At 36.3% G+C, this 13,234-nt stretch carries 11 protein-coding genes; all 11 read left to right on the top strand.

Annotation, left to right across the window (positions count from 1 at the left end):
• The first annotated feature begins 235 nt into the window (after positions 1-235).
• Positions 236-2,635, top strand: a complete 2,400-nt coding sequence (secA, locus tag ACEN33_RS02215) for a preprotein translocase subunit SecA (protein WP_407089451.1) — start codon at positions 236-238, stop codon at positions 2,633-2,635.
• Positions 2,636-2,747: 112 nt separating this feature from the next.
• Positions 2,748-3,849 (top strand): peptide chain release factor 2 gene (gene prfB, locus ACEN33_RS02220; protein ID WP_407089452.1). Its coding sequence is split into 2 segments (ribosomal slippage): positions 2,748-2,819 and positions 2,821-3,849, totalling 1,101 coding nucleotides; the frame shifts between segments, so codons are not numbered across the junction.
• A gap of 83 nt (positions 3,850-3,932) precedes the next feature.
• The gene (gene ftsE / locus ACEN33_RS02225; RefSeq protein ID WP_338490112.1) at positions 3,933-4,619 is read left to right on the top strand and encodes a cell division ATP-binding protein FtsE; all 687 of its coding nucleotides are present in this window, start codon (positions 3,933-3,935) and stop codon (positions 4,617-4,619) included.
• A complete protein-coding gene (gene ftsX / locus ACEN33_RS02230) occupies positions 4,606-5,496 on the top strand; it encodes a permease-like cell division protein FtsX (RefSeq protein ID WP_407089453.1) in 891 nt (296 codons plus the stop codon). Before ftsE ends, ftsX begins: the two co-directional genes overlap by 14 nt.
• Before the next feature lie 218 nt (positions 5,497-5,714).
• Positions 5,715-6,515 carry a response regulator transcription factor gene (locus ACEN33_RS02235; protein ID WP_231606915.1) on the top strand — a complete coding sequence of 267 codons (801 nt, stop codon included), beginning with the start codon at positions 5,715-5,717 and terminating at the stop codon, positions 6,513-6,515.
• Positions 6,512-8,242, top strand: a complete 1,731-nt coding sequence (pnpS, locus tag ACEN33_RS02240; RefSeq protein ID WP_407094459.1) for a two-component system histidine kinase PnpS — start codon at positions 6,512-6,514, stop codon at positions 8,240-8,242. The genes ACEN33_RS02235 and pnpS overlap by 4 nt, the downstream gene beginning before the upstream one ends.
• 346 nt (positions 8,243-8,588) lie before the next feature.
• The gene (gene pstC / locus ACEN33_RS02245; protein WP_407089455.1) at positions 8,589-9,452 is read left to right on the top strand and encodes a phosphate ABC transporter permease subunit PstC; all 864 of its coding nucleotides are present in this window, start codon (positions 8,589-8,591) and stop codon (positions 9,450-9,452) included.
• Positions 9,452-10,273, top strand: coding sequence for a phosphate ABC transporter permease PstA (pstA, locus tag ACEN33_RS02250; protein ID WP_407089456.1), 822 nt, complete (start codon positions 9,452-9,454; stop codon positions 10,271-10,273). Before pstC ends, pstA begins: the two co-directional genes overlap by 1 nt.
• Before the next feature lie 5 nt (positions 10,274-10,278).
• Positions 10,279-11,037, top strand: a complete 759-nt coding sequence (gene pstB / locus ACEN33_RS02255) for a phosphate ABC transporter ATP-binding protein PstB (protein WP_407089458.1) — start codon at positions 10,279-10,281, stop codon at positions 11,035-11,037.
• A gap of 42 nt (positions 11,038-11,079) precedes the next feature.
• Complete coding sequence (gene phoU / locus ACEN33_RS02260) at positions 11,080-11,736, top strand: phosphate signaling complex protein PhoU (protein ID WP_407089459.1); 657 nt, start codon at positions 11,080-11,082, stop codon at positions 11,734-11,736.
• Between the two features lie 225 nt (positions 11,737-11,961).
• The gene (locus ACEN33_RS02265) at positions 11,962-13,053 is read left to right on the top strand and encodes a substrate-binding domain-containing protein (RefSeq protein ID WP_407089461.1); all 1,092 of its coding nucleotides are present in this window, start codon (positions 11,962-11,964) and stop codon (positions 13,051-13,053) included.
• Positions 13,054-13,234 lie beyond the last annotated feature (181 nt).

A 13,234-nucleotide genomic window follows, 5' to 3' on the forward strand; every position in this document is an offset into this window, starting at 1 on the left:
GTGTCCTTTGCCTTTTTTGTTGATATATTTTAAGAAATTACAAAGAATTAAAAATTACTTTAAAGACAATGAGAAAAACCCCTGAAATTCTTGATAAGAGTGCTTATGAATGCTATTTGATATTTTCATTTTTCGATATTCATGTTAGAATAGGGAAGTGTGTTTAACTATTGGCCGATTCAGACTGAATCAAGGTCTTACATGACATAGATAATGAATAAAAGGAGCAGTATTGATGGCTAATTTTCTTAAAAATTTAATTGAAAATGATAAAGGCGAATTACGCAGAACAAGTAAAATCGCTGACGAAGTTATGGCTATGGAGCCTACTTACCGTGAAATGACTGATGAACAACTCCGTAACATGACTACTGAATTTAAAAACCGTCTCGCTAACAAAGAGACTTTAGAGGACATTTTACCTGAAGCATTCGCTGTTGTAAGAGAAGCAGCTCGTCGTGTACTTGGATTATTCCCATATAAAGTTCAAATCCAAGGTGGAATTATTCTCCATGAAGGTAATATTGCTGAGATGAAGACTGGTGAAGGTAAGACGTTAACTGAAACAATGCCAGTTTACTTAAACGCGTTAGCTGATAAAGGTGTTCACGTTGTAACAGTGAACGATTACTTAGCAACTCGTGACTCGAAAGAAATGGGAGAAGTGTACCGCTTCTTAGGCCTAACAGTTGGCTTGAACTTAAACTCAATGAACCCAAGTGAAAAACGTGAAGCTTATAACTCAGATATTACTTATAGTACAAATAACGAACTAGGCTTTGACTACTTACGTGATAATATGGTTGTTTACAAACACCAAATGGTTCAAAGACCACTTTATTACGCGATTGTCGATGAGGTTGACTCAATCTTAATTGATGAGGCAAGAACTCCTTTAATTATCTCTGGGCAAGCTGGTAAATCAACAGCTTTATATACGCGTGCCGATTACTTTGTTAAAGGGTTAAAAGAAGATGAAGATTATACAATTGATCTAACATCAAAATCAATCAACTTAACAGACGGCGGAGTGGATAAAGCAGAGAAAGTATTCCGTTTAGAAAACTTATATAACGTAGATAATACTGCACTTGTTCACCATATTGACCAAGCCTTACGTGCCAACTACATTATGTTAGTCGATATTGACTATGTAGTTGACGAAGGAAAAGTAAAAATCGTTGACGGCTTTACCGGACGTATCATGGAAGGACGTCGTTACTCAGATGGACTACACCAAGCGATTGAAGCGAAAGAAGGCGTAGACATTGAAGATGAGTCTAAGACTATGGCGACAGTAACGTTCCAAAACTACTTCCGTATGTACAACAAATTAGCTGGGATGACTGGTACAGCTAAGACGGAAGAAGATGAGTTCCGTGAAATTTATGCGATGAGTGTTATTCAAATCCCAACAAACCGTCCAGTGATTCGTGATGACGCAGCGGATCTATTATTCCCGAACCTACGCTCGAAATTTAACGCAGTAGCGGATGAAATTATTCGCCGTCACGAAAAAGGCCAACCAATTCTAGTTGGTACGGTTGCGGTAGAAACATCAGAATATTTATCACAACTTTTAACTAGAAAAGGTGTACCGCATGAAGTATTAAATGCGAAAAACCACTTCAAAGAAGCAGAAATTATTATGCAAGCTGGTCAACGCGGCGCAGTTACAATTGCAACCAACATGGCTGGTCGTGGTACCGATATTAAACTAGGTAGCGGAGTGAAGGAGTTAGGTGGTTTATGTGTAATCGGTACAGAACGTCATGAGTCACGTCGTATCGATGATCAATTACGTGGTCGTTCGGGTCGTCAAGGTGACCCAGGTGCATCACAATTCTACTTATCATTAGAAGATGATTTAATGCGTCGTTTCGGTTCAGACCGTATTAAAGGACTCTGGGAGAAATTAAACGAAGACGAAGATGAGAACGATGTAGCAATTCAAAGCCGCATGTTAACTCGTCAAGTTGAATCAGCTCAAAAACGTGTAGAAGGTAATAACTATGATACACGTAAAAATGTTCTTGAATATGACGAAGTTATGCGTGAACAACGTGAAGTTATCTATGGACAACGTCACGAAGTGATTGATGCAGGTGAACCATTAACAGATTATGTCAAAGCAATGATCAAACGTACCATAGAACGCCAAGTTGCTTATGCAACCGAAGGTGAGAAAAAAGATTGGAAATTAGAATCTTTACTAGACTTCGCACATTCAGCGATTGTAAATCCAGAAACTTTAGAGTTATCAGACTTACAAGGTAAAAATAAAAAGGAATTAGTAAACTTCTTATATGAAAAAGCTGAAGAAGTATATAGTGAAAAAATCTCTCAACTTAATGGACCAGAACAAATTGCTGAGTTTGAGAAAGTAATTATCTTACGTGTTGTTGACTCTAAATGGACAGATCATATTGATATGATGGATCATTTACGTCAAGGTGTAGGACTAAGAGCATATGCTCAAACGAATCCATTAACTGAATACCAAACAGAAGGATTTGACCGCTTTGAAGAAATGGTTGCCGCGATTGAATATGATGTCACTCGCTTTATTATGAAAGCTCAAGTAAGACAAAATGTTGAACGTGAGCAAGTGAATAAACCAGGTGGAACAAACTAATTTTTGAATAAGTTAGCCGGCAGGGGAATTATCACTGCCGGTTTTTCTTTTACGAAAGATTATTATGGTGCTATACTACAAAGGAATTTAATTAGATGGAGTGAATAGAACGATGGAACTTTATGAAATGACACAATTTGTCGAAATTGCTCAAGAAAAGATGGATAGCTTTAGGGGGTCTCTTTGACTTAGACGCATTAGAAGCGGATATTGCAGATTATGAATATCAAATGAGTCAACCAGATTTTTGGGATGATAATGAGGTAGCTCAAGAAGTCATCCAAGAGTTAAACAGTAGTAAAGAAACATACCAAACCATTAGCTCACTTGAAGACCAAGTTGAAGAGTTGACGATGGCACTTGAATTATATAATGAAACGAAAGATGAAGAGATGTATCAAGAAGCTGAGGAATTAACTGAAGCTCTTTCTAAAGCCATAGATAGTTATGAAATAATGCTACTACTCTCTGGTGAATATGATAAAAATGACGCTATTCTTGAAATTCATCCCGGTGCTGGAGGAACTGAGTCCCAGGATTGGGGAAGTATGCTCCTTCGTATGTACCAAAGATATGCAGATCATAAAGGTTTCAGCGTTGAAGTCTTAGATTATCAAGTTGGAGACGAAGCGGGTATAAAAAGTGTCGTCTTAGAGATTAAAGGACATAATGCTTATGGCTTACTTAAATCAGAAAAAGGAGTCCACCGTTTAGTTCGTATCTCGCCTTTTGATTCAAATGCACGTCGTCATACTTCTTTTGCTTCTATAGAGGTAATGCCTTTGATTGACCAATCAGTTGAAATAAATATCAATCCAGATGATATTCGAATTGATACATATCGTGCAAGTGGTGCCGGTGGACAACATGTTAACAAGACGGATTCTGCTGTACGTATTACTCATATTCCAACTGGAGTGGTGACTCAAAGTCAGGCTCAAAGATCACAACTTCAAAACCGTGAACAAGCGATGAAACTATTAAAGTCGAAACTGCACCAACTTGAAGTTGAACAAAAAGCAAAAGAACTAGCTGAAATTAAAGGGGATCAAAAAGAGATTGGCTGGGGCTCACAAATTAGATCATACGTCTTCCATCCCTACTCAATGGTTAAAGACCACCGTACAAATTATGAAGTTGGAAATACCGATAAAGTCATGGACGGGGATTTAGATGATTTTATTGATGCCTATCTAAAATGGTCCATTGAATAATCTAATAGTTAGCAGTTTGTTATCACTGTGATACATATTTCATATACAATGGGACAGAATATTTTGAAAGTGAGGATAAGGACATGATTCAATTAACAAACGTATCGAAACGATATGAGAATGGTGTTGTTGCATTGAACGACATTAATCTACGAATCGAACAAGGCGAGTTTGCCTACCTCGTTGGACCGAGTGGGTCCGGTAAATCGACATTAATGAAAATTCTTTACCGTGAAGAAATACAAACGCAAGGAAAAGTCGTCGTAGGAAAATATCACTTAAATAGATTAAAACCAAAAGATGTCCCTATGTTAAGAAGACAAGTCGGGGTCATCTTCCAAGACTTTAAACTCCTTCCATCCCTAACGGCGTATGAAAATGTCGCCTATGCGATGGAAGTAACAGGGAAAAGTCGTAAAGAAATTAAAAAGCGAGTTAAAGAAGTTATGGAACTCGTTGGGTTAAGAACAAAAGTAAACCAATATCCAAAAGAGTTATCAGGTGGGGAGCAACAGCGAGTATCGATTGCACGTGCGATTGTTAATCACCCACGTATTCTCGTTGCCGATGAGCCAACCGGAAACTTGGACCCTGAGAATGCAATTGAGATATTTAGATTACTCGAACGCATTAACCAGAATGGAACCACTGTTCTCATGGGAACACATAATGACCATTTGGTTAATGAATTTAAGCACCGCTTAATTCGTTTAGAAAAAGGCAATCTCGTTCGTGATGAGTATGAGGGGGAATATAATGAAAAGCATTAGAAATTTCTTCAGACAACTCCGTAATGGTTTCCGTAATTTATTTCGTAATGGTTGGATGACTGCTGCCTCTATCTTAACAATGACAGTCACACTCTTAATGGTGGGTGGATTAATTATGCTCTTGAGTAACGTTGATAATATAACTCAAGATATCGAAGAAGGCGTTCAAATTCGAGCTCACATCGACCTAGCTGCAGATGAACAAGATGAAGCGGACTTACACCAAGCCATCGAAGAGATAGAGTATGTGTCTGATATAACGTATCGAACAAGAGAAGAAGAACTAGAGGACTTAATCGACCGGGTCGGGGAAGAGTTTGCTCTATTTAGTGATGATGCGAACCCATTATTTAATGTGTTTGTTGTATCTGTTGAAGATACAGAATATTTAGACGCTGTCACAGAGCAAATTAGTGAATTACCTTACGCTGTGGATGTCACTTATGGTGAAATTGATACGCAAAACTTATTGAGCACCCTTGAAATTGTCAGAGTTGTGTTTGCATTAATTGCAGCCGTTCTCGTTGTAATTGCAGTAGCGCTAATATCGAATACAATCAAGTTAACCATCTACGCACGGCAAACTGAAATTGAAATTATGCGCTTAGTTGGGGCACAAAATAGCTATATCCGCGCACCATTTGCTTATGAAGGAGCCTTTATAGGTTTAATTAGTTCGATCTTTGCCAGTGTCTTACTTTACGGAGCTTATGAAGGGATGCAAAGTGCCACCGTTGAGATTACAGGAGTAGAAGTCATTGCCTTTACACCAACCACACCATTTATTTATTATGTTGCGGGTGGTTTAGTCATTATAGGAATTTTATTAGGTGTTATCGGAGCAAGGCGGTCGATTAAACGATTTTTAAAATTTTAAATAGTCATATGAAAACTCAAAGATTATTAAAGCAAGAGCTTACGTAACCTTTGAGTTTTTTTTAATGGATAAGGTACAATATATACACAGAATGAATATTAAAAGAATGTTATAATAAAAAATGATGTAGAGTTTCCTGTACAAAATGGTTTGATACTTTGATAAGATAGGAGACACGAGCATTATTATAGTATATAGGTATGAACTGGAGGATAATTATGAAACATATTCTAGTTGTTGATGATGAGATTGCAATCTTAACATTATTAGAATACAACTTAAAAGAAGCCGGATATACCGTTGACACCGCCAATAATGGTGAAAGTGGATATAAGATGATAAAGACGAATGAATACGACTTTATTATATTAGATGTGATGTTACCAGGAATGGATGGTATGGATATTTGCCGTCGGGTAAGACAAGAGGATATAGATACACCGATTCTGATGTTAACTGCTAAAGATGACGAGTACGATAAGGTAATCGGCTTAGAGCTTGGTGCAGATGATTATATGACTAAGCCATTTAGTCCTAGAGAAGTAACGGCAAGAATAAAAGCAATCTTGAGAAGAACTGAAGCAAAACATATGTCAGAAAAAGACAGTGAACAAGCTCATCAAGAAGCAGTTGATGCTGAGTTACGTGAATTAGAAGATAATTATAATGACTACGAAGAAGATCGTTACTTATTACAAGATGAATCAGATTCAGTGATTAAATTAGGTGATATTGAAATTTACGCTGATCGATATGAAGTTGTCGTTCACGGCGATAAAATTGAAGTGACACCTAAAGAATTTGAGTTATTAGTTTATATGGCTGTTCGTAAAGGTCGTATCTTAAGTCGTGAACAATTATTAAATAGTATTTGGCGCTTTGATTATGCGGGTGAGACACGAATTGTCGATGTTCATATTAGTCATTTACGAGAAAAAATCGAAAAGGATACGAAAAATCCTGAATATATCAAAACCGTGCGAGGATTTGGGTATAAATTCGTGGTGCCAAAAGAATGATTTTTAACCAGAGATTACATAAACGCAATTCCCGAATTATTTTAATTGTGTGCGTAGTAATTGGAATCAGTATCTCTGGGTATTTTGTGAGACAACTTATTCATCGTTCAATATTACAGCCTTTGGAGACACGAGCTGAGATTCAAGCAGAATTTCTAGAAGATTTAGGAGTGAATGCTGAGAACTTTTCAGAAGTCGAGTTAAAAATTGAACCATTCAAGCGTACAGATAGCGCAGAATCAATTGTACTGAAAGATGGCGAAGTTATTTGGAATGATTTTGCTGAAAGAACCCGACTACAAACGGTTCGACAACAGTTAAAAGACTTTCCAAAAGATAAAGTGTCGAGCAAGGTATATCTAAATGGTTATGTTGTTTACACGCCAATCGAAGCAAATGATGGGACGTATCAGTTAGTAAAGTACTATAACAAGTCGTTGTTTCAAGATCAGTTAGATGACTTTTATTTGTGGATGGCAGTCATTATTTTCCTAATCTTACTTCTAATATACTTGGTGTATAGACATATAATCAACTTTGTTACAAAACCAATCGAAGCCATCAATTTAGCGGTTGAACATGTAGAAGATGATCAGTACCAATTTGAATATATACGAGGTAATTTACCCGTTATCGATAATTTAGGTACAAATATTTCGACATTAAAACAAGAGTTAAAAACCAAACGTGGTGATTTAAATGCTAGTGAGCAACGACTATCCTTATTAATGGGACATTTAAACTTGGGTGTAGTTTTAATAAGTAATTCTGGAAAAATCGAATTAATTAATTCTGAAGCGATGCAATTATTAAATATAGATATACATACAACGCAAAGATCTTTCCAGGCAGTAATTAAGAGTTATGTACTGGTAGATATGATTAATGAAGCACTTAAGACGCATCAGCCATTAAGCAATCACATCGAACTATATATTCCGACGTCTAAATTTATAGATGTGAATATTATTCCTTACGGGAAATCACCTGATGAGATTGAATCGATTCTTGTCTTGTTGTATGACATTACACAAGTAAGACGCTTAGAAACAGTTCGAACAGAGTTTGTTGCGAATGCTTCACATGAGTTAAGAACACCAGTGACAGCAATCAAAGGTTTTGCTGAGACACTTTTAGATGGTGCTTTAAAGCAACCAGAGTTAGCGGAGAAATTTATTACAATCATTGCAAATGAAAGTAATCGGTTAGAGACGATTATTAGTGATATTTTAGAATTGTCTCGTGTTGAGAAGAAAAGTGAACCTATGGTTGTTAAGCCGTTTGAAGTTGTAGAGACCGTGAATAATCTAATTCAGTTCTTCTACAAACAGGCTGATAGGAAACATATTAGTATTTCAGTTGATGCTGAGAGACCTGTGATGATGAAGGCAGATCAACATCGTATTGAACAAATTTTTACAAATCTGATTGATAATGCCATTAATTATTCAGATGTCGATAGTGAGGTAAAAATTAATATTGAACAAGTTAATAATTCTGTACATTTTTCTGTTTCAGATAAAGGAATTGGAATTCCAAAAGCAGACCAAGAACGAATTTTTGAACGCTTCTATCGAGTAGATAAAGGGCGAAGTCGAAATTCAGGTGGAACCGGGCTTGGTTTATCAATTGTACGTAACTTAATTATGAACATGAACGGAACCATTCATGTTGAAAGTGAGGTGGGAATTGGTACCACATTCCATATCAAACTCCCTTTAGAATAATTTATTTCCCATTGAGTCAAGCTAAAAGTTATATTAAAAAAGCATTTAATAAAGCGAAAAAGTATGAGTCTCACCTATGCAATCTATATATTTTTAATCATAGAAATTATATGCAGAAAAATATATATAGATTCATTTGTGTAATTCGGTTGTAACAATACTTGATGATATAAAGTGTTTTTTTATTGTTGCAATTTTTCCCGAGTTCCCGTCTTTACAATGACTATAATAAACCGCTTTATAAATATTTACACAAAATTTACAATTGAGTTGTAAAATGAAGACGCAAGTATTCTATTACGGTACTTAATTGTAATGTAACTTATTTTTTTAAAGGAGATTCTGTATGCAGTCTAATTTTACTGAAACATTTATGAAATATGTTTTCATAGTGTGTGCGTCATTATCGATTCTTTCGATTATTTTAATATTCTACTTCATTTTTGAAGGTGGAGTACCTTTTATACTTGAAGAAGGAATTGGTAACTTTATTTTTAACGAGGTATGGCGTCCAACTGCTTCCAAACCTTCATTTGGTATCTTACCAATGATTGTTGGGTCACTTGTTGTTACAGCAGGAGCAATTATTATTGGGGTTCCAATCGGTGTTCTTTCTTCTATCTTTATGGCATTCTACTGTCCTGACTGGTTATATAAATTTGTAAAGCCTGCAATTAACTTAATGGCATCAATTCCATCTATTGTATACGGTTATTTTGCATTAAGATTATTTGTGCCATTCTTCCGTGATTTAATGGGTGGAACAGGGATGAATATTGTAACGGCTTCTACATTGTTAGGTATTATGATTTTACCTACTATTATTGGTTTGTCTGAGGCATCTTTACGTGCTGTTCCTAAAGAATACTACTCAGCGAGTGTTGGTTTAGGTGCTGATCATGACCGTTCAGTTATGCGCGTTATATTACCTGCTGCAAAATCAGGTATCTTATCTGCGATTATCTTAGGTATTGGTCGTGCGATTGGTGAGACAATGGCTGTTATTCTTGTAACTGGTAACCAACCAGCAATCCCTAACGATTTAAACCAAGGTGTTCGTACGTTAACGACGAATATTGTTCTGGAGATGGGTTATGCAAGTGGTCGCCATAGAGAAGCGTTAATTGCTACAGCGGTTGTATTATTTATCTTTATTATCCTCCTAAATACTACTTTCATGTTCGTTAAAAACAGAGGAGGGAACGACTAATGACTAAAAAAATCAGCTTTTTTAAAATATTAGTATGGGCAGCAGGTTTATTTACATTAGGTATGTTACTTTTCATTGTAGGTTATATCTTCTATAATGGAATACCTCATTTATCTGCATCAATGTTTGAATGGGATTATACGACTGATAATGTGTCTATGATGCCGTCAATTATTTCAACATTAATTATTATTGGTGCATCATTACTCATTGCAGGTCCAGTAGGAATCTTTACTGGGTTCTACTTAGTAGAATACGCTGATCAAAAAAGTAAATTCTTACCAATTATTCGTTTAGCAACTGATACATTAGCGGCAGTTCCATCAATTGTTTACGGACTGTTTGGTATGCTTTTATTCGTATATCAGTTTGAGTGGGGATATTCTCACTTTGCGGGTATTTTAACGGTAACAATTATGATTTTACCAATCATCATCTCATCTACTGAAGAAGCATTGCGTTCGGTCAATGATTCTTTACGTATGGGTAGTTATGGTTTAGGAGCAGGAAGATTAAGAACAATCTTTACTGTCGTTCTGCCAGTTGCGATGCCAGGTATTCTTTCCGGAGTTATCTTAGCAATTGGACGTATTGTCGGTGAGTCAGCAGCATTTATCTATACTTTAGGATCATCATCAAGTATGATATCATCACTAGGAGATTCAGGTCGTACTCTTGCGGTTCACATGTATATGTTATCTCAAGAAGGACTTCACGTAGATGAGTCATATGCTGTTGCATCGATTCTAATATTAATTGTTCTATTCATTAACGGCTTATCAAATTTAATTGGTAATCGACTAGGCTCTGGAGGGAAATAAAAAATATGGCTAACACAAAATTTAAAATTAAAGACTTAGACTTTTATTACGGTGATTTTCAAGCGTTAAAAAATATTAATATGGATATTGAAGAGAAAGTAGTTACAGCATTTATCGGACCTTCAGGTTGTGGTAAATCAACATTTATCAAAACATTAAATCGTATGCAAGATTTAGTATCATATGCTCGTGTGGATGGATTAATTTCTTTAGATGGTCAAAATATCTACGAAAAAGGCTATGACGCTAATTTATTACGCAAAAAAGTTGGTATGGTGTTCCAACATCCAAACCCATTCCCAAAAAGTATTTATGACAACATTGCTTATGGACCTAGAACTCACGGGATTAAAGATAAAACTCAACTTGACCAAATTGTTGAAGAAAGTTTACGAGCAGCAGCAATTTGGGATGAAGTAAAAGATAAATTAGATAAAAATGCAACAGCAATTTCTGGTGGACAACAACAAAGAATTTGTATTGCACGTGCGATTGCTAACGATCCAGAAGTATTACTTATGGATGAGCCAACTTCTGCACTTGACCCAATTTCTACTGGGAAAATTGAAGAACTTATTTCTGAATTAAAAGAGAAATATACGGTTGTTATTGTTACTCATAATATGCAACAAGCTGCACGTATTTCTGATAAAACAGCATTCTTCTTAACTGGGGAAGTCATTGAATTTGATGATACTGAGAAAATCTTCATTAACCCGTCAGAACAACGCACTGACGATTATATTTCAGGTCGCTTCGGTTAATTTTATTTAAACTAATACGTATATTTTCTAGGAGGAAAAACAGTGAGAGAAGCATTTCAAGAAGAATTAGAAAAATTTTTGGATAAATTAATTATGTTAAGTAACTTCGCTAATGAGTCATTACATAAAGCGATTAAAGCGTTTGACGAAAATGATAATGAATTAGCGCACGAAGTAATTGCTGATGACCTAAGAATTAATGCTTTAAGTGTTGAAATCGAAAGAGATGCATACCTTCTAATAGCATTACAACAACCAGTGACTGGAGATTTAAGAAAAATCTTTACAGTATTTTCTGCAAATTCAGATGTAGAACGTATCGCTGACCATGCAACATCTGTTGCTAAGACTGTCATTCGTCGTAATCCTGACGAAGAAAAAATCGAGCGCCTAGATGATATTGTTAAACAAATGGGTGAGCTTGCTCAAGAGATGATTACTGATGTCATTCAAGCATTTGTTAAGGGTGATGTTAGAGCAGCACGTAAGATTGCTGACCGTGATAATGAGTTAGATGCTCTACAACAACAAATTTATGGAATTGCTGCACAAACAATGGAATTTGATACTGAAGTAATTATCGGAGGTATTAACTATATTGGTGTTGCAAATAACTTAGAACGTATCGGAGATTATGTGACTAATATTTGCGAAAGAATTGTGTACTTACACTCAGGAGACATCGTAGAATTAAACTAATGGCATACCCATCCCCTCTTCATTAAGTTAAGGCTTAATAAAGAGGGGATTTTATTTTATTAAAGTAATCGTTAAGGAGAACAGAGAGTCTTAACATAAAATTTACAATAGATTTACATTAAATTTACAATCGCTTGTTATAATAGAGGTGTGCTGATGGTTTGACTATCAGACGAGTGATTAGATGTCGTTGAAACATTAGAAATCAAAAGGAGATGTACATTAATGAAAAAAACATTAAAAGCTTTACCATTATTAGCAACTGCAGGATTAGTATTATCATCAGTTGTACCAGCATTCGCACAAGAGGGAACAATTAACGTTGTTTCTCGTGAAGATGGATCAGGAACACGTGGAGCATTCGTAGAAATCGTTGGTGTTGTTGACGAAAACGAAGATGACATGACTACTACATCAGCTGCAATCCAAAACGGTACTAACGGAGTTATGCAAACTGTTGCTGGAGATCCAAATGCAATCGGATATATCTCATTAGGTTCATTAAATGATACAGTTAAAGCTGTTACTGTTGATGGAGCAGAAGCTACTCCAGAAGCAATTAACGCTGGAGATTACCCAATCGCTCGTCCATTCGTAGTGGCATGGGGAGAAGATCAATCTGACTTATCAGCTGACTTCTTAACATTCATCCACTCTCAAGAAGGACAAACAATCGTTGAAGAAGAAGGATACATCGCTGTAGACGCTTCTGCATCTGCTGAAGGTGAAGAATCATCTGAAGAAGCTTCATCTGAAGAAACAACTGAAGAATCAGCATCAGAAGAAACAACTGAAGAGCCAGCTGAAGGCGAAGAGTCTGCTGGAGCTGAAGAAGCTGCGTCTGAAGAAGAAACTACAGAAGAAGAAGCTTCATCAGAAGAAACAACTGAAGAAGAGTCAGCTACAGAAGAAGAATCAACTGAAGAAGAATCAGGATCAGTTGTTGCTTCATTACCTTCATACGAAGCTGCTGGCTTAGAAGGAACTATTGAAGTTGTTGGATCTACATCAGTAACTCCAGTTATGGAAGTTTTAGCTGAAGAATACATGGCTTTAAACCCAGACGTAACTATTAACATTACTTCAAATGGTTCATCTGCTGGTATCCAAGCTGCAACTGGTGGAGCTGCTGACTTAGGTATGTCTTCTCGTGAATTAACAGAAGATGAAGCTGCAGCATTAAACCAAACAAACATCGCTCTTGATGGAATTTCTGTTGTAGTTCACCCAGAAAGTACAGTAGAAGATTTATCATTAGAAACAATTCGTTCGATCTTCTTAGGTGAAGTTACTGAGTGGGAAGAAGCAGCTCAATAATTTTTAAACTATCATAGAGATTTATAACACACCTCTTCGGAGGTGTGTTTTTCATGTGCGCCCGGCATGGGCGATAACTTGGTGGTGAAAGTCCACTACAGACTTGGCAGTAGGAACTGTTAGCTAAAGGCAAGGGTGTCCACCGTGAGGTGGAATCTGAAGGAAGCCGGAGGCAAACACT

The organism is Ruoffia sp. FAM 24228 (assembly GCF_045528575.1).
Lineage (GTDB): Bacteria > Bacillota > Bacilli > Lactobacillales > Aerococcaceae > Ruoffia > Ruoffia halotolerans.